The organism is Nitrosomonas ureae (genome assembly GCF_001455205.1).
GTDB lineage: Bacteria > Pseudomonadota > Gammaproteobacteria > Burkholderiales > Nitrosomonadaceae > Nitrosomonas > Nitrosomonas ureae.
This window is the reverse complement of record NZ_CP013341.1, coordinates 1941527-1964150: the sequence shown is the minus strand read 5'-3', so window position 1 is coordinate 1964150 and position 22624 is coordinate 1941527. Positions and strand designations below refer to the sequence as shown.

Here is a 22624-nt window from a genome sequence, read left to right as displayed (position 1 = left end):
CGAGGATAGAGATGAAGATGAGTATCTTTAAATCAAAGATCCCTTCACCTAATTTTCAACGATAGGAATTTCCGTTATCTTATCAGGATCGGTCGATAAGATCATAACCGTCACGCGACGGTTTCTTTTTCTCCCTTCAAATGTCTCATTGCTTTCTATTGGTCTATTTTCACCGTAACCTATTGCAGTAAGCCGATGAGCTTCAACGCCCTTTTCAATGAATAACCTGATTACGCTGCTTGCACGTGCGGATGATAATTCCCAATTTGATGGAAAATTTTCTGTATTTATAGGTAAATTATCTGTATGGCCTTCTACATTAATTTCATGCTCGTGGCCTTTGATCACATTTGCAACCGCTTGAAGTGACAGGACTGAGTTTTCGGCAAGCCTAGCTTGCCCTGGCGAGAAAAGAACACTGGCATTAATTTCAACTGTGATTCCTAAAGAATTTTGGGTCACTCTTACTTGACCATCTTTAATTAATGGTTCCAGCGCATGGAGAATATTTTTAGCCATACCCTTCATCTTCTCTTGTTTTCTTACTTTTTGAGTATTGAAATTATCTGTGAGCTTGATCAAACTACCTTGATTTGAATGCTCATTTTGAAGAAGTGAAAATTCTGTTGTTTGTGGAGATTCAGAAGTAGATGAGCTATTGTTTTTAAATGCGTTAACCAATGAAGAGCTTAATACGCGATATTTACCATCATTTACCGATGAAACTGCATACATTACTACGAAAAAAGCAAATAATAAGGTTATAAAATCTGAATAAGATACAAGCCAGCGTTCTTGATTGTCAGGGGGCTCATCGTTCCTCTGCTTTCTTCTTATCATTCCATAGCCTAATAATGAAATTAACCCTTAACAGGGTATTAAATATAATATCCTCTCAGTCGACTTTCTATCAACCGAGGATTTTCACCGTTTGCAATAGCGACAAAACCATCCATCATCATTTCTTGCATAATGACATGCTCACTAATAATATTTTTTAGCTTATTTGAAATTGGCAAGAAAACCAGATTGGCCAAACCGACACCGTAAATGGTTGCTACAAAAGCCACTGCAATGCCATTACCCAACAAACCAGGGTCTGATAAATTTTCCATCACATGAATCAGACCCAACACAGCGCCCAAAATGCCAATGGTTGGAGCATAACCGCCAGCTGCTTCCCAAATTCGTGCAGACTGCCGTTGGTGTGTCTCTAAAGCCATGATATCAATTTCCAAGACTTCACGTAATTTCTCCGGAGTACTTCCATCAGCAAGTAGTTGTAGGCCTTTCTTTGAGAATGCGTCTTTAGCCGTAGATATATGCGATTCCAGCGCCAACAACCCTTCTTTGCGTGAAATGTTGGACCAATTAACGACTTGTTTAATCAGGCTCTGTGGAGAATTTTCAGGGGGATAAAATACCCAGCTGACCATTTTGACTCCATTGATAAAAACTTTGACTGGACTTTGTAACAATACAGCGCCAACAGTGCCTCCCATAACAATCAAAAAAGCTGCTACCTGTAATAAAGAACCAACATGTCCTCCTTCGAGAAACTGTCCGCCGATGATCGCAACAAAAGCCAATACAATACCGGCAACACTATTCACATCCATCTTTGATTTTTTATTCATCCCAAAATCCAATCAGATCACTGGATAATCAGCATTTCTTACTTCTCAAAGATTTCTCAAACGACTACGAAGCCTTGCAATGGCTTGAGTATGCAGTTGGCAAACTCTGGATTCACTGACTCCAAGCACTTCACCAATCTCTCTTAAATTCATTTCCTGCTCGTAATGCATCCCCATCATCTGTTTTTCCCGAGGAGGTAAATTATCAATCGCAGCAATCAATTGGTTGCGAAAATTCTCGTCTAACAACGTATTTAAAGGATCTCCCTCAGAGTCAATAAATAAACGATCCAAGAAAGGCTCTTCATCATCTTGTTGAAAATCTTCGTAATAAATTAATTGTGCGCCTCGTGCACTCTGCAAAGTTTCATGGTATTCCTCCAATGACATATCTAATTCTTTAGCCAAGTCCAGTTCATTAGGCGCGCAACCATTGCGCTGCTCTAATAAATTCACAGCTGCTTCAATACGGCGCATTTTTTTTCGTATACTGCGCGGCAACCAATCCGCCTCACGTAACTCATCCAATATTGAGCCCCGTATGCGCTGTGCCGCATAACTCTCAAACTGCCGCCCATATGAACCCTCGTAACGATTGATAGCATCTAGCAAACCAATCATGCCGACTTGAATCAGATCATCAACCTGAACGCTAGCGGGTAATCGAGTCATCATGTGGTACGCAATACGTTTCACCAGTGGCGTAAATTCAGCTATAAACTGATCTTTATCAATTGCTTTAGTTCCAGTTGCAGTATACATATCAATCACACCATAAAATTGGCCATACTCAGATGACTTGTTTGAATCAATCGTTGTATGAAATTATCGATTCCCCCGTGATACTTGTCTGGACAAGAGGAGCGTAAAATATTTTGCACCACCTGCCCAAAACAAATTGCAGCCTGTGAAGACGGGTATACTTCCAGCACAGGCTTGCATAATTGTGTTGAACTACGCAATTTCTCGTCATTTGGAATATAGCCAGCATATTCAAGCGTGACCGATAGATATTGACGAGCTACTCTGTAAAAATTTTGGTAAATTGCAAACGATTCAGCTTCCGATCCCACTTTATTCACCAATATGAGAAAATGCCTTCTCGTATACTCCTGACTCATGATCTTAATCAGTACGTACGCACCCGTAAGGGATGCGGCCGATCCCGAGATCACCATCATCACTTGTTCTGAAGCCAAACTTAGCGGCAATACATGTGTTGTACCTGCAATAGCCGTATCTATCAAAACAATGTCGACGGAATGAGTTAGTTCTGAGAAACTTCTAACGAGCCAGTCTTGTTCGAGCGGGTTCAACTTGTTTAATGCATGAATACCGCGCATGGCGGATAATATGGCGATATTCTCAGGACCCTGCAAAAGTACCTGGTTTAACTTCTTATCCTTATAAATCACATGGAGTAAATCAAAGCGTGACTGCAATCCCAGGCTGGTACAAATGTTATTATGACAAGGATTCTCATCAATCAGCAGTACACGCCGCCCTTTCCGAGCCAAAGCGACAGCCAGATTCACAACAATACTGGTTTTTCCAACCCTAGGCTTTCCTCCTGCGATAGTAAAAACACGCGCTGAATCAGGTGCCTGAAATGATGGCAGTTTGCGTAACCCCATCGCCTGATCGTGCAGCATCAATTTAGTCATGGAACAATCCTGCCGACGATTTTTTCCCGGATTGCGCTATTTCAGTATTATTCTTTGTCGCCATTACCAAAGCAAATTCGGCATCTTGCAGAGTAAAAGCCGAATCACCAGGGGAAGATTTAAAAATACGATGCAATAAATAACGCGGATTAGCTGCGTGAATATCTTCCGGCACTTTCTGTCCGTTGGCGACATAATGCAGCATCAACTTCCTGCGAATAACGGCATCCAGTGCCACACCCAAGCTCGCAGCTTCATCGACTTTTGTGATGACACAGCCGTAAATACCATTTTTATGATAGGCAGAAATCACCTCATCCAGTGTTTTCCCATTGGACGCAGCACTTAATATCAACATACGTTTGACATCGGTACCACAATTACTCAACATCGTAATCTGCTCGGCAAGCATTTGATCACGCTGACTCATCCCAACAGTATCAATCAACACCATATGCTTGTTTCTCAGTTCCGATAGCGTCATTTGCAAATCTTCAGTATCTTTAATCGTACGCACAGGAATACCTAGTAACCGTCCATAGATTCTCAACTGTTCATGACCTCCGATACGGTAGCTGTCAGTAGTGAGTAATGCCACCCTATCCGCACCATGCCGGATTACACAACGAGCCGCCAATTTTGCGGTCGTAGTCGTCTTACCAACACCTGTAGGACCGATCAATGCATAAATGCCGCCCTTTTCTATTATTTCGTCGCTGGCAACAGTGTGCAGATTAAAAGCTAATGCAGACATTGCCTGTTTCAAACTCAACTCGTAATCAAGCTCGGGGGGTAGTTTTTCTACTAACCGGCGTGATAATAGCGGGCTAAAACCTGAGTCCAACAAAGTGCGAAGCAGTTTCAACTTTTCCGGTTTACGTTGGATAAAATTTCCCCATGCAACAGCATTCAGCTGATCTTCCAGCGCATTCTTCATGGCTTGAATTTCAGCAATAATGTCGCGTGCAAATGAAGCTGTCATCACATCATTTGTGTTTTTTCTAATACCTTCCTGATCATCCGCTAACGCAAGCAGTTCCGAATATGATTCAGCAGAAGCGATTTCTTTACTCAGCTTTTTATTTTGTTCATAGTAAGCAGCACTCGCTGAAGGTGATGCAGGTAAGGGCTGTGATGGCACTAGATTAGACATTTCAGAGTCAGCCAATGCCATGATTTCCACACCATCTCTGGTTTTTCTGTTGGACAATATGACGGCATTGTCGCCAAGCTCTTCTTTAACCTGACGCATCGCTTCTCGGGATGTGGATGCAATATAACGCTTTACTTTCATTTGTTACCTCCAATGACGGAAGTGATCTTGATTCTTCTTGAGTCGGGAATTTCGGAGTGAGCCAATACCCTTAATTGAGGTAGTGCTCGGCGCAAAAATCTAGCCAGTAAGAAACGAATTGTCCCCGGAACAAGCAATACAATCGGCAATCCGAGCTTCTCTTGCTGCTGTGCTGCACTATGAGCTTCTTTTAACAACGTATCGGCAAGTCCGGGCTCAATCCCAGCGCCTTGCCCTGCACCAGTTTGCATCACCTGACTAAGAATATTTTCCAATTCGTGATGCAAGCTCATCACCTGCACTTCTGAGCCTGCAGGGTAGTATTGATCAAGAATAGCTCGTCCCAAGGCTGTTCTGACAATTGCAGTCAGCTCGATAGCATCCTGTGTTTGAACTGCATGCTCAGTCAAAACATCGATAATGGTACGCATATCCCGGATATGTACACTCTCCTGCAGCAAGTTATGTAAAACTTTCTGCACTGTTGAAAGCGGTAATAATTTTGGAACCAGATCTTCAATAAGTTTGGGAAATTGTGTATTAAGATGATCCAGTAGTTTTTGCAATTCCTGTCTACCTAATAATTCAGCAGCGTGCGAATGGATCAAGTGATTGATATGCGTCGTTACTACAGTGCTCGCATCAACCACGGTGTAGCCATGCAATTGCGCCTGCTCGCGTAGGGCAGCTTCGACCCACACCGCCGGCAATCCAAATGCCGGGTCATTGGTTGCCGCACCTGGTAACTGCATTGTGACCTGTCCTGGATTTATCGCCAGATACATACCGGAGTAGGACTCCCCCTGACCAATGACGGAACCTTTTAACGTAATACGATAAGCGTTAGGTCGTAACTCCAGGTTATCCCTGATATGTATCACAGGTGGGAGAAAGCCGATTTCCTGAGCAAATTTCCTGCGTATGCCATTAATTCTTTTGAGCAGATCCCCTTGCTGCGCTTTATCGACCAAAGGAATCAAACGATAGCCGACTTCTAGTCCTAATGTATCGATTGGAGTTACATCATTCCAACTAGCATCTGTCTTTTCAATCGTTGGTATTTCCGGAACAATAGATTCAACAGGTTGCATGATTGAACTTTTCTTCTTCCAATACGCTATTGCGCCCAGGGCGGAAGCGATAAAGAGAAATACAAAATTTGGCATGCCCGGGATGAGCCCCATCACGGCTAAAATTCCGGCAGTAATTACTAATATTTGCGGCTGATTGAATAACTGACTTAAAACTTGTTCGCCCAGATCTTGATCAGTAGTCACACGACTTACCACCAAACCCGCAGCAGTAGAAATAATCAACGCAGGAATTTGCCCAACCAAACCGTCGCCAATAGTTAGCAAAGTATAGTTCTTGGCTGCCGAGCTTAATTCCATATCATGCTGCATTACCCCCACCGCCAATCCACCGACAATGGTAATCAGCATGATCAATATGCCGGCAATCGCATCGCCGCGCACAAACTTACTGGCACCATCCATAGACCCATAAAAATCGGCCTCTTGAGAAATAACTTGTCTACGTTTACGCGCTTCTTCCTCTCCGATTAATCCGGCATTCAAATCAGCATCGATAGCCATTTGTTTGCCGGGCATGGCATCCAGTGTAAAACGTGCACTGACTTCAGCGATGCGTCCTGCACCTTTTGTAATCACGACGAAATTGATGACTACCAGAATAATAAACACCACCAAACCAACCGCATAATTTCCACCCACCAGAAAGTGTCCGAATGCCTCGATCACTTTACCGGCGGCATCGGGTCCGGTATGTCCATCAAGCAAAACAACCCGGGTTGAAGCGATATTTAACGATAATCGCAACAAAGTTGTGATCAACAGGATGGTCGGGAATACCGCAAAATCTAGAGGATTCTTAGTGTATAAACTCACCATGAGCACGATAATGGCAATAGCGATATTAAAGGTAAACAATAGATCCAGTATAAAAGGCGGCAATGGCAACACCATCATGGCCAGGATCATAATAATCAGGACTGGTCCAGCCAAGGTCCTGAAATTACCAATATTTGCTAAGGATGACAATGCAACCGCAGTATTCATAGTTTCCGAAAAAAAACTTAAAGAAAAATTAATTTAAAAGTTACTCACTCAACTAAACCGCAAGCTTTGCCTGATCCAGTTCATCCGGAACAGGCACATCAACCGGTGGCCTCGGTTCAGCACCGCCATATTCGTTATATCGCCGTAACTGAAAAACGTAAGCCAAAACTTCGGCCACTGCGGTATACAGTTTTTCCGGTATCTCACTTTCCAGTTCCGTGTGGTGATACAAAGCCCGTGCAAGCGGAGGGGCCTCAAGAATGGGTATGCGATGCTCCGTAGCAATCTCTCGAATACGCGCAGCCAGTAAATGCACTCCTTTCGCAACAACTTTAGGAGCGCGCATGTTACTCTGATAACGCAATGCCACAGCATAGTGTGTCGGATTGGTGACAATGACATCTGCTTTGGGAATTTCAGACATCATGCGACGACGTGCAGCCTCTCGTTGCAGGTTACGGATGCGGGCCTTGACGTACGGATCGCCTTCGCTTTCCTTGTATTCTTTACGAACTTCTTCTTGCGTCATGCGTAATTGCTTCGCGTGTTCCCAAATTTGAAATGGCACGTCAACCGCAACTATTATGATCATTGCGCTAATAATCAGCAGAAAACTCATTGCCAGGAAATCACCGGTGCGGCTAATTCCCAAGTCAATGGATACTGTTAGCAACGCCATCACGGAGTCTTTGTTATGCCAAATGACCAATGCCGCGACACCTCCGATGAGTATGGTTTTAAGGATGGCCTTAATCAGTTCTATCAGACTACGCATTGAGAAAATACGAACAAAACCTTTTATCGGGTCAATGCGTTTGAAATCGGGAATAACCGCCTTAGCACTGACAAGCCAGCCGCTCAGTAACATGGGAGCAAAAAATGCTACGATCAAAAGCAAAAACAGTAGTGGCCCAATCGAAATCAAACCTTCAATCGCAAATTCATAAAAGCGATTGATCATCAACTCAGACCGAAACGCCAACTCCCGATCCAATTGCATGCCGGATTGCATGATTTTCACCAGCTTCTCCATCAAAGCCGAACCCAGCATCAATATCCCGACAGCTGCAGCCATCAACAAAGTAAATGAAGTAAGTTCTTGAGAACGCACCACCTGGCCTTCTTCCCGCGCCTTCTCCAGGCGCCTGGGCGTGGCCTCTTCCGTACGTTCTAAATCACTTTCTTCAGACATGGCAAGCTCCAAATTTCTATGAATGAATTATCATTGGTATTATCTGAATCCAATATTGGGAATAAGGAAGGAATCATCCCCTTTATTGCTAAAACATGAATAGTCGTCATATATCGTTCCTATTACCAATGCGGCAGATAGTTTCTCAGCCAACTTTATGGCAGATCTGAAGTGGATTGAGATATGATTCACCCGTTTATTTTTGTGATGATTCGATGCAGTTTACTTTACGCCTTGCTCTATACATTTTTACAACAGGGCTGCTTATCGCAGGGTTATTGATTCTTATCAGCGGCTCGCTGCTGCGCGCAAGTTTGCCGCAGTATGATGGCGAAGCACCGCTTTTTGGATTATCCGCACCTGTACTCATCGACCGGGATACACTCGGCAGCGTAACCTTCAAAGGCGAAAATCGATTGGATCTGACGCTGGCGATGGGCTATGTACATGCACAGGAGCGCTTCTTTGAAATGGATTTGATGCGCCGGCAGGCTGCAGGTGAATTATCCGAATTATTTGGTACCGCATCGCTCGCGCATGATCGCAAAGCTCGTGCATTTCGGATGCGTGCCCGCGCTGCCGCAGTTTTACAACAATTGCCCGAGACTCAACTACATTTGCTCGATGCCTACCGGGATGGCATAAATCAGGGCATTACAGCGTTGACAGTACGTCCTTTTCCATACCTACTGACACAAACTCAACCTGTGGAGTGGCGCAATGAAGACAGCATCTTAGTGATTGCTGCAATGTTTTTTACTCTGAATGAATCCAATATTTATCGTGAACTGGCACTATCCAGCCTACACGCGGCGCTACCCGAGACGGTTTATCGATTTCTCAACGCTCCGGCAGGCAATTGGGATGCGCCGTTGATTGATGAGCCCATCGCATTGCCGGAACTTCCGTCAGAGGAACACATCAACCTGCAAACATTGAATAAAAAGCTATTCAATGATAATACACTAGCCACCGAACACTCACCAGGCAGCAACAGCTTTGCTGTTGCCGGCGGCCTAACCAACGGGCCTGCCATCGTCGCTAATGACATGCATTTGACGTTGCGTGTACCTAACCTTTGGTTCAGAACCCGCCTTATCTATCCTGATGCAACATCTACGGATCAGTTTCACGACATTACCGGCATCAGCTTACCAGGGGTGCCCTCAGTTGTGATCGGATCAAATCGGCACATCGCTTGGAGCTTCACCAATAGTCACGGCGATTTTTCCGACTGGGTACGAATAAAAACTGATGCTGACGATCAAACACGCTATCTTGGTTCTACCGGATGGCAACCGCTCCAGATTCACCATGAAACCATCCGTATCCGTAATGCCGCAGATGAAATTCTGCAAATCTCAGAAACCGAATGGGGCCCTATTCTGGCGCAACATCATGATAAAACCCCATTGGCGTTAGCTTGGACGGCATTGCACCCGGAAGCCATTAATCTTAAATTGATCGACCTGGAGCAGGTCAGATCGGCGCAACAGGCCGCAGAAATTGCGCCCACGTTTGGCATTCCGGTACAAAACTTTATTGTCGGTGATCGTCATGGCAATATCAGTTGGACGCTGGCAGGCCGCATCCCCATCCGGTCCGGCGCTTATGATCCTCACATACCGGCTGATTGGACTACTGCGGCAACCGGCTGGAGCGGATGGCTGGAACCTGGGCGCTATCCTCTCATCAATAACCCTCCCACGCAGCGACTATGGTCAGCGAATTCACGACCTGTTTCAGGTAATCTGCTGGATCTCCTGGGTAACGGTGGCTATGACTTGGGTGCAAGAGCTACGCAAATTCGCGACAGCTTATTTGCGCGTGACCGATTTTCGGTAGCAGACCTGCAAGCCATCCAGTTGGATCAGCGTGCGCTCTTGTTAACACGATGGTATCAATTACTGAGCACTGTACTGGAATCGGCGGACAGCAAGTTACCGTGGGTTGCAGCCATGAAGAGCGCATTAAATGATTGGGATGGGCAAGCTTCCACGAACTCGACCGCTTACCGGGTTGTGCGCACGTATCGCCATGAAGTAACAAAAATTGTACTGAACGGTCTTACCGCCCAAGTGCGACAGTACGATGCAGCTTTTATACTACCCCGACTGAGCCAGGCGGAAGTAATCGTGTGGCAGTTGATCGAACAGCAACCTCTACACCTTCTGCCGGCACTGTATAAAAATTGGGAAGAATTGCTCTATCTATGTGCGCAACAAAGCGCAGAACAAATGCAACAAGATGGCGGCATTACAGAAACAAACTGGGGAGAAGTCAATACAGCGCATATCCGGCATCCGCTCAGTCAGAAACTTCCACTCTGGGTTGCACGATGGCTCGATATGCCGGGTGACCCGCTACCCGGTGACCACAACATGCCACGTGTGCAATCCACCAATTTCGGCGCCTCGCAACGCTCCGTAGTGGCACCCAGCCAGGAAGAGCATGGCTATTTTGATATGCCGGGAGGTCAAAGTGGCCACCCGCTCTCGCCATACTACGGTCGCGGACATGCCAACTGGGTCAATGGGAATCTCACGCATTTTCTTCCGGGTGTCGCGGAAAAGCAACTGAAACTCATTGCAGCCCAATCTAAATGAATGAATTTCAGTAAAGCGGTTATCTTGACTAATTAATTAAATTGCTCGCACTACACAGCAATAGACCAGACTATCCGCTATTCAACAGATTATTTTCTCTGTCCATCCCGGTGTATTTCGGTCTCTTCAATAATTTGTGCGTCTTCGATGAATTCGGTTTGATCCGTTGCAGACTGCCGGTTTATATTATTGGATTGCTGCATGGCCTTTTCATATTTGTGGCGCAGCCACCAGAAGCGTATGCCGACGACCACGACCGCTAAAGCAACTAAAGCAAGAAAGGCGGCAAAAAAGAAAATACCGGCGAACACCATAACCACAACTACGGGTATCAGCATTGCATAAGTAAGCCAGCGATTTAAAGGCGAAACGGGCGTACGCTGAAATTCTCCCGATTCATTCTGACGATATTCAGAAATCCGGCTGATAATAATTTTTTTCTCTTCATCATTCATTGCATCAACTCCTCGATTGCAGCAATTGTTTTGGGCGCTGCCACGGTTAAAAGTTCATGGTCTGTTTGCGTAACCACCACGTCATCCTCAATGCGAATGCCAATATTCCAGAAATGCTCCGGAACATTATCCGCCGGACGAATATAACAACCCGGCTCGACTGTCAGCACCATGCCGGGCTGCAATAAACGCCATTCACCTTTTTGCTTGTACTCTCCGACATCATGCACATCCATACCCAGCCAATGCCCGGTCTTATGCATATAAAAGCGTTTATAGTCACCGGACTCCAGTACAGCCTCCATGCTACCCCGACATAATCCCAAATCGATAAAACCTTGTGCCAATACACACAACGCGGTTTGGTGCGGGTCATTCCAGCAATTTCCCGGTCTCACCTGTAATATAGCCGCCGTCTGTGCAGCCAGCACAAGTTGATACACATCTCTTTGGGCAGCAGTGAATTTTCCATTGATCGGGAATGTCCGCGTAATATCCGCAGCATAACCATCCAGCTCGCAACCTGCGTCAATCAACAATAAATCGCCCGATCTGAGTTCGGCATTATTCTGCACATAATGCAACACGCATGCATTAGCGCCTCCGGCAACAATCGAAGTATAAGCCGGTGCCTGCGCGCCATGCCGACGGAAGGTATAAAGCAATTCGGCTTCAATCTCGTTCTCACGCATTCCCGGAATGGTGGTCTGCATTGCACGTTGATGTGCCTGCGCCGAGATATCCGCTGCACGCTGCATGATTTGCAATTCGTCCGTACCTTTAATCAGGCGCATTTCATCCAGTATTGCGCGATAGTCACGAATCTCGTTCGGCGCTACAACGCCCGTACGCGCCAATTCACGCACCCGATTTAGCCAGCCAACAACACGCTGATCCCAGTTCTGATCCAAGCCCAAAGCAGTAAAAACTGCCGGCTGATCCGCAAGTAACCTGGGCAGCAATTCTTCCAGTCGGGTTATCGGATACGCTTCATCAAAACCGAAAACCTCCCTGGCTGCCTCAGGCCCATAGCGAAAACCATCCCAAATTTCACGATCAGCATCTTTTTCGCGGCAAAACAAAATATGCTTGGCCGGTGCATGATCAGTGGCAGTAACAATCAGCAACACTGCTTCCGGTTCACGAAAACCCGTCAAGTAATAAAAATAGCTATCAAACCGGTACGGATAATGCGCATCACGATTGCGCAACCGTTCCGGAGCGGTTGGAATAATCGCCACACCCGCTTGCATCTGAGCTGCCAGAAGCTTGCGGCGGGCAATAAAAGGTTGAATATATGTCATAGTTGCAGCTTCAAGTTATTACATTCACTGATTACTTGATCCCCAATTGCGATTTAAGTTGCGCATCCAACGCTTCCAATCGTAGCGGTGTTCCCACATCGATCCATTGTCCGGAAAAATATTCACCGCTCACTTTGTTTTCTTCTATCGCTTGTCGCAATAGCGGAGCCAGTTTTATCGCCAAACCTGGTTCTATTGCGCTGAATAGTTGCGGGTGATAAATACCGATGCCACTAAACGTTAATCGATTGTTACCTGCCAGCGAGATCTTATTCTGTTGCAACGCGAAATCTCCTGTGGCGTGGTGCGGCGGATTATCAACCAATACCAGATGCGCCGACTGTATCCTTTCCGCTTGCATTGCGTTCATAACCGGCAACAGCGATACATACTCCATTTCACAATATATATCCGCATTGACCGCCAGGAACGGTCGATTGCCGGACTGATCTGTCAACAGCGGCATAGCATTGGCTATTCCGCCCGCTGTTTCCAGCACCGCTCGTTCCGGCGAATAATGAATATTAACACCATAGCGCTCACCCGTGCCCAAAGCATTCTCGATCATTGCCCCCAGGTACGCATGGTTAATGACAATATCGACAAAACCAGCACGCGCCAGATTTTTTAGCTGATATTCAATCAATGTTATTCCCCAACCTTTAATAAAGGCTTGGGTAAATCGTCAGTCAGCGGGCGCATGCGCTCACCACGCCCCGCCGCGAGGATCATCGCCCTATAAGGAGTATTTCTAAAACGTGTAACCAATCTTCTGACCTGATTTAGCAGGGTGCAATTCATCCAGCAAGCTGAGCAACGCACGAAGCTCCCGGTAACGCTCACACGCTGCGCGCAGATAATCCATCACCAGCGGCATATCGTTCAGATACGCCGCTTTGCCATCACGATAATTAAGGCGGGCAAAAATCCCCAATACTTTTAAGTGACGCTGCACGCCCATCCATTCAAAATCCCGGTAAAAATCCGAAAAATCCGAAGCCACCGGTAATCCGGCCTGGCGTGCTTTTTCCCAATAGCGAATGGCCCAATCCAGAATCCGGTCCTCATCCCAACGAATATAAGCATCTTTGAATAAGGACACCAGGTCATACGTAATCGGCCCATATACCGCATCCTGAAAATCAAGAATGCCCGGATTCGGCGTGGACACCATCAGATTGCGTGAATGATAATCCCGATGCACCAGCACCTTGGCTTGTGCCAGATTATTTTGCAGGATATGCCCAAAAGCATTGCGTAAAACCGTTTGCTGTTTTTCTGAGAGCTCCAGTTGCAAATGCTTCGCAACGTACCAATCAGGAAACAAATCAAGCTCCTGTTGCAATAACGTTTGACCATAAAGTGGCAAGCCTTCGATCCGTTGCGACATTTGCATCTGCACCAGCGCATCGGTGGCATCGCGATAAAATTGATTGGCCAGGTCAGGCGTTTGTTCGAGCGCGCGCAAGAAAGTCGTGTGACCCAGGTCGGATAGCAACAAAAAGCCGCGCTCCGGATCCTGCCCCAGAATTTTGGGCACATGCACGCCGGTCGCCGCCAGAATTTTTGCCACGTGCAAGAAGGGCGCGCAATTTTCATATTGAGGCGGCGCATCCATCACAATCAGTGTCTGATTATCGAAACCAACCCGGAAATAACGCCGGAAGCTGGCATCCGCAGAAGCAGGCTCCAGCGTGAATAATTTTCCGGGAAATTGTACCCTTATCCAATTCTCAAGCTGTTGTATACGTTCCATTCCTATATCCGAATAATTTATCGTTCCCGGGATCTAAATACCCAAAATAATTGCTTTGGAAAAGCGTGACAAATTCACTTTGCAGAGTAAAACTGGAACCCTTCTCAATAACAGTGGATAATTCGATATTGCAAGAAATCTCGCAGCGTGAGATTTTATCACGTCGTCCACTAACCAGCCGATCAACTGGTAAATCAATCAACAAGGAGAACAACGATGCTTAATAAAAATGTAATTGATGAAATCAATGCCAAAGTCAGCGAGATCATGCAAAACAGCCCGGCCAAAGACATCGAGAAAAATATCCGGGTTTTATTATCGGGTGCATTCTCCAGGCTTGAATTAGTCACGCGTGATGAATTCGATGTGCAGCAGGAAGTTTTACAGCGCACCCGTGAGAAACTGATGATTCTTGAAGCCCAGGTTGCCGACCTTGAAGCGCGGCTGAATGCTAACGAAATACCCACAGAAGCGGATAAATAAACTTATATTTCTTGGGATGTTTGAGTAAATTACAATTCGCATCCGTGTAACTTAAACCTTTAAACCTGCGATTGCTCAGATGGCACTTGCCGTACTCTATAGCCGTGCGCTTTCAGGTATTCAAGCACCGTTGGTGACAGTGGAAACACACATCGCCAACGGCTTGCCCAGCTTTACTATCGTCGGTCTTCCCGATACCGAGGTTAAAGAAAGTAAAGATCGTGTCAGGGCCGCGCTGCAGAACGCGCAATTCAAAATCCCCGCGCAGCGTATCACCATCAACCTAGCTCCTGCCGACCTACCCAAAGAGAGCGGACGATTCGATTTACCCATTGCATTAGGGATACTGGCGGCAACCGGGCAAATTCCAAAAGATAAGCTGGATCAATATGAATGGGCAGGTGAACTGGCTTTAACCGGAGAATTGCGTCCGATTCATGGGGCCCTGGCAATGACCTACAACGCGTCGCAATCCGGCCGCAGTTTTGTGCTACCGCAACAAAATGCCGCTGAAGCCGCGCTGGTCAAGAAAGCCACGATCTACGCGGCAAAATCATTATTACAAATCTGCGCGCATTTAACCGGACAGGAAACTTTACCCCGTTTTTCCGCTATCGCCGAAAGTGAAAATGAAGACTCAGTTTATCCGGATCTCGATGAAGTCAAAGGGCAAACGCATGCCAAGCGTGCACTGGCCATAGCCGCGACCGGCGGGCACAGCCTGTTAATGATCGGCCCGCCGGGTACCGGAAAATCCATGCTGGCAGCACGCTTTCCGGGCATCCTGCCGCCCATGACCGAAGCGGAAGCACTCGAATCCGCAGCCATTCAGTCACTCAGTTATGGCAGCTTCAATATCCAGAATTGGAAAAAGCGACCGTTCCGCTCACCGCATCATACGGCATCCGGAGTCGCGCTAGTCGGCGGCGGCAGCCACCCACGCCCCGGCGAAATTTCACTCGCCATGCACGGCGTGCTGTTTCTCGACGAACTGGCCGAATTCAACCGCAAGGTCCTCGAAGTGCTGCGCGAACCGCTCGAATCCGGAAAAATCACCATTTCCCGTGCAGCCCGCCAAGCGGAATTTCCAGCGCAATTTCAATTGATTGCCGCGATGAACCCCTGCCCGTGCGGCTATTTGGGACACTCCAACGGCAAATGTCATTGCACCCCTGATCAGGTTTCCCGTTATCGTGGCCGAATCTCCGGCCCGTTACTCGATCGTATCGACATGCAGATCGAAGTTCCGGCAGTGCCGCAACAGGAATTGATGAAACAACAAGCTTCCGGAGAAAAAAGTAGTGCTATCCGTCAACACGTTGAGAAAGCGCATCAATTACAACTGAATCGGCAAGGCAAAACCAACAGCCGTTTGAGCGTTAAGGAAATCGATAAATATTGTGTTTTGGATGCTGCCAGTGAAAATCTACTGAAACAAGCCATCAACCGCTTGAATCTTTCCGCACGCGCGTATCATCGTATTCTCAAGGTAGCGCGAACCATTGCGGATTTAGCGGGTATCGAGAAAATCAATCATCAGCATGTTGCAGAAGCGATTCAGTATCGCAGACTAGACAAACAGTAGGTTTTTTAACCTCTTATTCAGGCTCAGGAGAATTAACAAATCTCCATGCGGCATTTTATAATGCGTTGATCTTTTATGGACATGTAAAAAACCTGATACTGGTCTTTAATTCTTTATTTTAATCCTGATACTTGATTGGTCGCTGCTTACCTGATAACTGCTTTGGAACTCTGCCCGAGAACCCCACAGCTAAACCGAAATACCGCTGAGCTTCTACCGAGAGTCTAAGGCGATTTGAATATCATTGCCCATGTTTTATATATTCAATATCAAAGGATGAATTTCGGGAGAAATTGGATAATCTCAAAAATGAAGCGTGACATAATAAAATTGAGCAGTTTCAATTGAAAACTTGAACATCAACTATTTCATGAGCTGAGTTACGGAGGAAAAATGAATAGAATAATGATTATGGTTTTCTTAGTGAGTTCATTTTTGTTATTGGCTTTACATGTTCATGCGACAGAAACAGTTGATGAGAAACGTTTAGATGCAGTCACCGAGCGTGGCTCGCATGTGATGCCGTTTGATCTGGAGAAAACCACCCATATTTTTTCCAAAACGGATACCGGCGGCATTCAGCAGGTAATTGCAAAGGATCAATCCGATACCGAACAACTTAGCCTGATACGGTTACATTTATCTCAAATTACCCAGGAATTCAAACTGGGTAATTACTCTAATCCGGAAAAGATTCACGGTACGTCGATGCCTGGGCTGGCGGAATTGAAAGCGGCCAAACCCGGCCAAGTAAAAATCGAATATAAGGAATTATCGGATGGCGCGGAAATTACTTACTCCACGTCTATCGAGAAACTCAAACTCGCCATTCACCGGTGGTTTGATGCGCAGTTAAGTGATCATGCCCGTCACGCCGCGCCAGATCATCACCATCACCATGATTCCGGCCATCTCCATCAGTAATTGACAAAGATGAGTCAATTTCGAAAGTTAATTTGCGCGGTGCTGATCGAAGATCTCACAACCTATGTTTCGGGTTAGAATTAAACAAACGAGGCCAGCATTTTTATACTCAGAAGCAGTGAAATAACGGCCAGTGTTTTTTTCAAGAAAACTTCAGGCAAACGATGCGAACAACGAGCGCCATAGTGCGCCGCAATGGCACTGGCTATCGATATCACCAAGAATGCCGGCATATAAATGAACCCCAAGGTATAGGGATTGCTTAATGTGATAGACCAGCCGCTTATCATATAACCGGCAGTTCCGGCGATGGCGATGGGAAATCCGATGGCGGCTGACGTGCCAATCGCTGTTTTTATGTCCGAATTCTTATAGCTCAGATAGGCAATGGCGAGAAAACCGCCGCCCACTGCGGTCAGTGCCGATACGGATCCGATCCCAACCCCGGCCGCAAGTAATCTGCGAAGCGTTACGGGTTGTTTGCTTGGTTTCGGTTGCCAATCAACAAGCATTTGCAAGGTTATCAGTGCCATGAACAGCGTAAAAAATACGGCAATGAAGGTTGAATTAAGATTTGTTGCGGCGTGAGCAGCCAGAAACGCACCGATGACGATTCCGGGCGCCATGCCGCTGGCGACCCGCCACATTATCGCTCCTCGAAAAGCATGTGCGCGGATGCTTGCCGTTGAAGAAATGATCATGCAAGCCAATGACGTTCCTAACGCCAAATGCACAACGTTATCTGCACTCATGCCTTGCATGGTAAAAATAGATGCCAGCAAAGGAACCAGTATCCCGCCGCCGCCAAGACCCAACAATCCGGCCATAAAACCGGCAATGGCTCCCAGCGCCATGTACAACACGATCCATTCGATGTCCGGCATATAAATTAGCCTATTGCTTGATTTTATGAAGTAGCCAGGCGGTCTCTGTCGACGGCACTTTCCCCTTCAATCCGCCTGCAATGATTTTGCTTTCAGCAGATTCCAATCGATACGCAACCGCGTAAAGCTGTTTGACTTCGTCCTCATTAACCGAAAATGGCGGACCGCCCATCTGTGATTGGTTGTATTCATAAGTGATCAGCAATTGCGGTGCTGCGTCGGTTATATGCATCAGGTGCGAGGAATATTGCTTGCGCATGCTTGCAGGCAGGGCAACCAAAGCTGCTCGATCGTATATCGCGCTGATGGGTCCAAGAGACTCTGCGGATATATCGAAAAAATTGCCCGCTAAAATGTTCAGATTTTCAGCGCGGTAGCGAGTCAATTTTCCATCGGTGGAGATTTCCGGTGTTATGCCAAGTTCTGTAAACAGCTCGTTTATGGCCAGTTTGCTTAGCTCTGCGCCGGCAACACGGTATCCATTGGCAAGGAACCATCCAATATCGCGCGTCTTGCCACACAGCGGCAGGAATATCCGGCCGCCCTTTGGCGGACTTAATGCTTTAAAATGCTTTATTAAAAAAGGATTTATCTCGTTTTCATGAAAACCTACCTCACCTCGTTCCCATTTCTGATGCCAAAAACTTGCTTCCATAGCAGCTCCTTAAATTTTTAAAAGACTAATCACAAGCCATCGGCTTAATGACTTAAGTGTTGTACTAAGTTGTGTACTGAGCTAGGATAAAAGTTCAAGTCGGCTTGAAGTCAAGTATTAATTACAATAGGTCAAATAGTGGATATCACTGAAGTCGCAAAAGTATCCGGACTGCCAGCTTCAACAATCAGATATTATGAAGAAAAAGGATTGATTCAATCATGCGGCCGGAATGGTTTGCGGCGTTTATTCAGCGCCCATGTGATTGAGCGGCTGGCTTTAATATCATTGGGGCGTAGCGCCGGTTTCTCGCTCGATGAGATCGCGGAAATGTTTACGCCCGAAGGACCTGACATTAATCGCGCATTGCTTTTAGCCAAGGCGAATGAATTGGATAGAACAATTGAAATGCTGACTGCTATGCGGGATGGGCTTCGTCACGCTGCGGTCTGCAAAGCGCCCAGTCATTTCGAATGCCCGAAATTTCTCCGACTTCTCCGGATTGCCGGTAAAAACCGGTTTAGACAGCCTAATAAGTTAAAGGAAAACAAGCTGAAGCGAGAAAAGCAAAAAACGTAAGACAGGCCAATTTAATTAACAAGGATAAATTTATTTTCAATTCCCTCTTAGCCATTTGCTTGGGAGCGTCTCTCGGGGCCGTACTGCGCTGGCTGCTGGGGTTGTCGCTCAACGCGCTGTTTCCATCGATTCCACTAGGCACATTGGTGGCAAACCTGATTGGCGGTTACCTGATCGGTGTAGCGCTTGCAATCTTTGCCCATCATCCCGGTTTAACGCCTGAGTGGCGCTTGTTTGTCATTACCGGATTCTTAGGTGGACTGACCACATTTTCGACGTTCTCCGCCGAAGTCACAGTACTGATCCAGGAAGGGCGCATGCTATGGGCCTTGGGCGCGATCAGCGCGCATGTGATAGGCTCTCTGGTAATGACGATGCTGGGCCTGGCGACCGTTTCTGCGTTCAAAACCATCTGATTCCAAGGAGAATGCCATGAAAGGCTATCAATTGACTTTCTTCACCCAACAAGACCGCAAACACGATCACTTCCCACTCGGGGAATGGCTGCTGCAATCGGCCATGAATCTGGGTATCGGCGGAGCAACGCTGATTGTCGCTGCCGAAGGCTTCGGTCATGACCGCAAACTGCATGCCGCGCATTTCTTCGAGCTGACCGATCAGCCGGTCGAAGTGACGATGGCTGTCAGCGAGCAGCAAGCGGAACGCATGTTCGAACATCTGGAACAGGAAGGCGTGAAGGTTTTTTACGTCAAAACGCCGATCGAGTTCGGCATGACCGGAGAAACCTGATGCCGGAAAATGATATTCAAGTAGCCGATGCGAAAGGCTGGTTTAACCGCACGGTCGCGGGTGCGGGCATTACCAGCGCGTTGGGCGATTTCTGCTACGAGACAACCACGGTTATTTTACCGGGTTTTCTCGCGGTACTCGGCATTCCGGCGGCGATGCTGGGTCTTATCGAAGGCATTGCCGATGCGGTGGCGAGTTTTACCAAAATGGTTTCGGGCTACATCGCCGACAAACTCGGGCACCGCAAGCTGCTGGTGCTGATCGGTTACGGATTGACGCCTGTTGGTCAGATATTGATTGCGCTATCCTCAGGGTGGTTGCTCATCCTGCTTGGGCGCATGGTGTCGTGGTTCGGCAAGGGCTTGCGCGGACCGTTGCGCGACGCCATTGTGATTCAGGCGGTAAGCCCGGCTACGCGCGGACGCGCCTTCGGCTTTCATCGCGCGGCAGACTCGGTGGGCGCGGTGCTCGGCCCTCTGCTGGGCGTGGCATTGCTGGGATTGGCACAAGATTGGCACTGGGAGGATGCTGCCGGGCCGTTCCGCTTCGTATTGTGGCTGTCGGTTATTCCCGGCGTGCTGGCGGTGCTGGCGTTTCTGTGGCTGGTCAAGGATCCGCAGCATTCGCCGAATCCGGCGCTGAAGTTTTTCAGCACGCTGCGCGGATTGCCGGTACGTTTCAAGCGCTATCTGGGCGCGGTGGGTGTCTTCGGCATCGGCGATTTTTCCCATGCGTTGTTGATCTTGGCGGCCACTACACTGCTCACCCCGTCGATGGGTGTGGTGCAAGCGGCGCAGGTGGCGGGATTGCTGTATGTATGGCGCAACGTCGTGCAGGTTACCGTTTCCTGGCCGGTGGGATGGCTGGCTGATCATGTCGGCCATTTGCCCATCCTTGTCGCCGGCTATTTTCTGGGTGTCGCCACGGCGGTGTCGGCTGCGCTGGCGTTCTGGTTCACGGTTGACAGCGTCGCGGTACTGGCCGGCATTTTCTTCCTCGCCGGTTTGTACGTTGCCGTGCAGGAAGCGCTGGAATCCACTGTAACTGCGGACATGGTGCGGGCGGAAACGATGACGATGAGCATCGGCGCGCTCGGTACCGTCAATGGAACGGCGAAGTTTGTGTCGAGCACAACCGTCGGCGTGGTCTGGACGGCGGTTTCTCCGGAATTTGCCTTTACCCTGGCGGCCGGATTCATGCTGATCGGTACACTACTGATCTCGCGGGTGCGCGACTGATGGATCGCCTGACACTTGAACGGCAGCAAGTCTGGATCTATCTCGCCGCAATCGCTGGCGGGTTGGCGCTGGGTGATGCCCGGCCCGATATCGGGCCGTATCTTGAAACGTTGCTGTGGCCGGTACTGGCCGTGCTGCTCTACGTCACTTTCGTGCAGGTGCCGCTGTTGCATGTCCGCGATGCCTTCCGTGACGGGCGCTTCGTGGTTGCCGCGATGATTGGAAACTTTGTGTTGATTCCCCTGGCGGTATGGCTCATTCTACAATGGCTGCCCGATGATCCGGTTTTGCATCTTGGCGTACTGCTGGTGTTGCTGGTTCCCTGTACCGACTGGTTTATCACCTTCGTGCAACTCGGGCGCGGCAACACGGCGCGGGCGGTTGCCGTTACGCCGCTGAATCTGCTCGCGCAGTTGCTGCTGCTGCCGGTTTATCTGTGGCTGATGTTGCCCGCTGCCGATTTCAGTGCCGCGTTGCGCACCGAAGATATGCTGCCCGCCGCGTTCACCCTGGTCGGTTTACCTCTGCTGGCCGCGGTATTTACCGAACAGTGGATTGAAACAAAACCCGGACGTGCAATCTGGCGCGATCGCCTTGGCTGGTGGCCCGTGCCTTTGCTGGCGGTAGTGGTGTTTCTGATCGCCGGTGCGCAGGTTGGCGCGGTACTTAACGCCGGGCCGGTATTGCTGACGGTGCTGCCTGTTTTTGCAGGCTTTTTACTGGCGGCAGCGCTGATTGCGCGTCTGCTTACCCGGGTGCTGCGGCTGCCGATGGATTCCGGGCGCACATTGGCTTTCAGTTTTGGCACGCGCAACTCCTTTGTCGTGCTGCCGTTCGCGTTAGCGCTGCCGGCAGGCTGGGAGACGGCCACGGTGATCATCGTATTCCAGTCACTGGTTGAACTTTTTGGAATGGTGTTCTATCTGTGGTGGTTACCGAAGCGCTTGTTTAATGAGACATCCATCGCCATTACCAAAAGAAATTCCTAATGAATGTTATCACTCCTGAGTCCAGCGCTGACTTGTACGTTATGCGATCACATCCAGACGGTAATCATGCCCACGGATACCTGTGCTAATGGCTCTATGACTGCATGAAGTACCACAATGCTCGAACACATCACCCTATTTTGGAACTGACACGAACCAATGACCATGACTCTCCTCTATTCCAATCTCCAAAAATTTCAACGGGTAGCGCTTCCCCACCTCAAGACACACATTTCTCAGCCTCTTATCTACAGTCTCCTCGAATAACAGCACGAAGATATTTCTCTGGAAATACGGGGTGTTAAAGCAATGTTGTTACGATATATCGCTTATATCCATATTCGCTCATGCGAATATTTTATGTCCCCCTGGGGCGAGGAATTAAACCCGGTAGAGATTAAAAAACCTGATATTGGTCTTTTAGTCTTTGATTCTGCATTCCGGAGCTAACACTGGATGTTATAATTTGAACATATTTCTTATAAATCAATTTAAAGCTGTGGATTCGATTCTTTACGTTGAATTATGAATTATTAGTTTCAATAACAGCA

Annotated in this window: 21 protein-coding genes and 1 pseudogene; 9 read left to right on the top strand and 13 right to left on the bottom strand. The window is 47.8% G+C overall.

Translation table 11 applies throughout. From position 1 onward, the window contains the following. Positions 1-48: 48 nt before the first annotated feature. From motD to flhB, 7 genes are all read right to left on the bottom strand, one after another. Positions 49-840: a flagellar motor protein MotD gene (gene motD / locus ATY38_RS08985; RefSeq protein WP_062559009.1), complete on the bottom strand. Its 792-nt coding sequence runs from the start codon at positions 838-840 to the stop codon at positions 49-51. 38 nt (positions 841-878) lie between these two features. Continuing rightward, on the bottom strand, positions 879-1619 hold the full coding sequence (locus ATY38_RS08980; protein ID WP_062560164.1) for a flagellar motor protein: 741 nt from the start codon (positions 1617-1619) through the stop codon (positions 879-881). 63 nt (positions 1620-1682) lie between these two features. After that, positions 1683-2399: an RNA polymerase sigma factor FliA gene (locus tag ATY38_RS08975; RefSeq protein ID WP_062559008.1), complete on the bottom strand. Its 717-nt coding sequence runs from the start codon at positions 2397-2399 to the stop codon at positions 1683-1685. Between the two features lie 5 nt (positions 2400-2404). Then, positions 2405-3301 (bottom strand): MinD/ParA family ATP-binding protein, encoded by an 897-nt coding sequence (locus tag ATY38_RS08970; RefSeq protein WP_062559007.1) that lies wholly within the window; start codon positions 3299-3301, stop codon positions 2405-2407. Beyond that, positions 3294-4595 carry a flagellar biosynthesis protein FlhF gene (gene flhF / locus ATY38_RS08965; protein WP_062559006.1) on the bottom strand — a complete coding sequence of 434 codons (1302 nt, stop codon included), beginning with the start codon at positions 4593-4595 and terminating at the stop codon, positions 3294-3296. Before flhF ends, ATY38_RS08970 begins: the two co-directional genes overlap by 8 nt. Beyond that, on the bottom strand, positions 4592-6673 hold the full coding sequence (flhA, locus tag ATY38_RS08960; RefSeq protein WP_062559005.1) for a flagellar biosynthesis protein FlhA: 2082 nt from the start codon (positions 6671-6673) through the stop codon (positions 4592-4594). The genes flhF and flhA overlap by 4 nt, the downstream gene beginning before the upstream one ends. Before the next feature lie 52 nt (positions 6674-6725). Next, on the bottom strand, positions 6726-7865 hold the full coding sequence (gene flhB, locus ATY38_RS08955; protein ID WP_062559004.1) for a flagellar biosynthesis protein FlhB: 1140 nt from the start codon (positions 7863-7865) through the stop codon (positions 6726-6728). A gap of 215 nt (positions 7866-8080) precedes the next feature. On the opposite strand from flhB, the gene ATY38_RS08950 reads away from it, so the two are divergent. Next, positions 8081-10471 carry a penicillin acylase family protein gene (locus tag ATY38_RS08950; protein ID WP_062559003.1) on the top strand — a complete coding sequence of 797 codons (2391 nt, stop codon included), beginning with the start codon at positions 8081-8083 and terminating at the stop codon, positions 10469-10471. Positions 10472-10560: 89 nt separating this feature from the next. On the opposite strand, the gene ATY38_RS08945 is transcribed toward ATY38_RS08950, so the two are convergent. From ATY38_RS08945 to ATY38_RS08930, 4 genes and pseudogenes are all read right to left on the bottom strand, one after another. After that, positions 10561-10926 carry a hypothetical protein gene (locus ATY38_RS08945; protein ID WP_062559002.1) on the bottom strand — a complete coding sequence of 122 codons (366 nt, stop codon included), beginning with the start codon at positions 10924-10926 and terminating at the stop codon, positions 10561-10563. After that, a complete protein-coding gene (pepP, locus tag ATY38_RS08940; RefSeq protein WP_062559001.1) occupies positions 10923-12230 on the bottom strand; it encodes a Xaa-Pro aminopeptidase in 1308 nt (435 codons plus the stop codon). The genes ATY38_RS08945 and pepP overlap by 4 nt, the downstream gene beginning before the upstream one ends. Before the next feature lie 31 nt (positions 12231-12261). Beyond that, positions 12262-12905: pseudogene (murU, locus tag ATY38_RS08935) on the bottom strand (N-acetylmuramate alpha-1-phosphate uridylyltransferase MurU); the annotation flags it as partial. A gap of 76 nt (positions 12906-12981) precedes the next feature. Then, complete coding sequence (locus ATY38_RS08930; RefSeq protein ID WP_062559000.1) at positions 12982-13986, bottom strand: aminoglycoside phosphotransferase family protein; 1005 nt, start codon at positions 13984-13986, stop codon at positions 12982-12984. A gap of 216 nt (positions 13987-14202) precedes the next feature. Between ATY38_RS08930 and ATY38_RS08925 the strand changes: the two genes are divergently transcribed. From ATY38_RS08925 to ATY38_RS08915, 3 genes are all read left to right on the top strand, one after another. Next, positions 14203-14469 (top strand): accessory factor UbiK family protein, encoded by a 267-nt coding sequence (locus tag ATY38_RS08925; RefSeq protein ID WP_062558999.1) that lies wholly within the window; start codon positions 14203-14205, stop codon positions 14467-14469. 79 nt (positions 14470-14548) lie between these two features. After that, positions 14549-16054: a YifB family Mg chelatase-like AAA ATPase gene (locus ATY38_RS08920; protein WP_062558998.1), complete on the top strand. Its 1506-nt coding sequence runs from the start codon at positions 14549-14551 to the stop codon at positions 16052-16054. Positions 16055-16447: 393 nt separating this feature from the next. Then, entirely contained in the window at positions 16448-16978 is a 531-nt protein-coding gene (locus ATY38_RS08915) for a hypothetical protein (RefSeq protein ID WP_062558997.1), read from the top strand. A gap of 80 nt (positions 16979-17058) precedes the next feature. Here ATY38_RS08915 and ATY38_RS08910 read toward each other — a convergent pair whose 3' ends face one another. Continuing rightward, positions 17059-17862 carry a sulfite exporter TauE/SafE family protein gene (locus ATY38_RS08910; protein WP_062558996.1) on the bottom strand — a complete coding sequence of 268 codons (804 nt, stop codon included), beginning with the start codon at positions 17860-17862 and terminating at the stop codon, positions 17059-17061. A 10-nt stretch (positions 17863-17872) separates the two neighbouring features. After that, positions 17873-18517, bottom strand: coding sequence for a thiopurine S-methyltransferase (gene tmpT / locus ATY38_RS08905; RefSeq protein ID WP_062558995.1), 645 nt, complete (start codon positions 18515-18517; stop codon positions 17873-17875). Positions 18518-18655: 138 nt separating this feature from the next. On the opposite strand from tmpT, the gene ATY38_RS08900 reads away from it, so the two are divergent. From ATY38_RS08900 to ATY38_RS08880, 5 genes are read left to right on the top strand one after another with little or no spacing between them, the layout of a single operon-like run. Further along, on the top strand, positions 18656-19096 hold the full coding sequence (locus tag ATY38_RS08900; protein ID WP_062558994.1) for a helix-turn-helix domain-containing protein: 441 nt from the start codon (positions 18656-18658) through the stop codon (positions 19094-19096). A gap of 32 nt (positions 19097-19128) precedes the next feature. After that, a complete protein-coding gene (crcB, locus tag ATY38_RS08895) occupies positions 19129-19512 on the top strand; it encodes a fluoride efflux transporter CrcB (protein ID WP_062558993.1) in 384 nt (127 codons plus the stop codon). 16 nt (positions 19513-19528) lie between these two features. Continuing rightward, a complete protein-coding gene (locus ATY38_RS08890) occupies positions 19529-19846 on the top strand; it encodes a DUF190 domain-containing protein (protein ID WP_062558992.1) in 318 nt (105 codons plus the stop codon). Further along, positions 19846-21084 (top strand): MFS transporter, encoded by a 1239-nt coding sequence (locus ATY38_RS08885; protein ID WP_062558991.1) that lies wholly within the window; start codon positions 19846-19848, stop codon positions 21082-21084. The genes ATY38_RS08890 and ATY38_RS08885 overlap by 1 nt, the downstream gene beginning before the upstream one ends. Then, entirely contained in the window at positions 21084-22073 is a 990-nt protein-coding gene (locus ATY38_RS08880; RefSeq protein ID WP_062558990.1) for an arsenic resistance protein, read from the top strand. The genes ATY38_RS08885 and ATY38_RS08880 overlap by 1 nt, the downstream gene beginning before the upstream one ends. The last annotated feature ends 551 nt before the right edge of the window (positions 22074-22624 follow it).

Coding starts and splice junctions, on each gene's coding strand:
- motD (WP_062559009.1), bottom strand. CDS start 840: ATGATAAGAAGAAAGCAGAGGAACGATGAGCCCCCTGACAATCAAGAA.
- ATY38_RS08885 (WP_062558991.1), top strand. CDS start 19,846: ATGCCGGAAAATGATATTCAAGTAGCCGATGCGAAAGGCTGGTTTAAC.
- ATY38_RS08920 (WP_062558998.1), top strand. CDS start 14,549: ATGGCACTTGCCGTACTCTATAGCCGTGCGCTTTCAGGTATTCAAGCA.
- ATY38_RS08915 (WP_062558997.1), top strand. CDS start 16,448: ATGAATAGAATAATGATTATGGTTTTCTTAGTGAGTTCATTTTTGTTA.
- tmpT (WP_062558995.1), bottom strand. CDS start 18,517: ATGGAAGCAAGTTTTTGGCATCAGAAATGGGAACGAGGTGAGGTAGGT.
- ATY38_RS08980 (WP_062560164.1), bottom strand. CDS start 1,619: ATGGATGTGAATAGTGTTGCCGGTATTGTATTGGCTTTTGTTGCGATC.
- ATY38_RS08950 (WP_062559003.1), top strand. CDS start 8,081: ATGCAGTTTACTTTACGCCTTGCTCTATACATTTTTACAACAGGGCTG.
- flhF (WP_062559006.1), bottom strand. CDS start 4,595: ATGAAAGTAAAGCGTTATATTGCATCCACATCCCGAGAAGCGATGCGT.
- ATY38_RS08970 (WP_062559007.1), bottom strand. CDS start 3,301: ATGACTAAATTGATGCTGCACGATCAGGCGATGGGGTTACGCAAACTG.
- ATY38_RS08945 (WP_062559002.1), bottom strand. CDS start 10,926: ATGAATGATGAAGAGAAAAAAATTATTATCAGCCGGATTTCTGAATAT.
- ATY38_RS08975 (WP_062559008.1), bottom strand. CDS start 2,399: ATGTATACTGCAACTGGAACTAAAGCAATTGATAAAGATCAGTTTATA.
- flhA (WP_062559005.1), bottom strand. CDS start 6,673: ATGAATACTGCGGTTGCATTGTCATCCTTAGCAAATATTGGTAATTTC.
- ATY38_RS08880 (WP_062558990.1), top strand. CDS start 21,084: ATGGATCGCCTGACACTTGAACGGCAGCAAGTCTGGATCTATCTCGCC.
- ATY38_RS08890 (WP_062558992.1), top strand. CDS start 19,529: ATGAAAGGCTATCAATTGACTTTCTTCACCCAACAAGACCGCAAACAC.
- ATY38_RS08930 (WP_062559000.1), bottom strand. CDS start 13,986: ATGGAACGTATACAACAGCTTGAGAATTGGATAAGGGTACAATTTCCC.
- flhB (WP_062559004.1), bottom strand. CDS start 7,865: ATGTCTGAAGAAAGTGATTTAGAACGTACGGAAGAGGCCACGCCCAGG.
- ATY38_RS08925 (WP_062558999.1), top strand. CDS start 14,203: ATGCTTAATAAAAATGTAATTGATGAAATCAATGCCAAAGTCAGCGAG.
- pepP (WP_062559001.1), bottom strand. CDS start 12,230: ATGACATATATTCAACCTTTTATTGCCCGCCGCAAGCTTCTGGCAGCT.
- ATY38_RS08910 (WP_062558996.1), bottom strand. CDS start 17,862: ATGCCGGACATCGAATGGATCGTGTTGTACATGGCGCTGGGAGCCATT.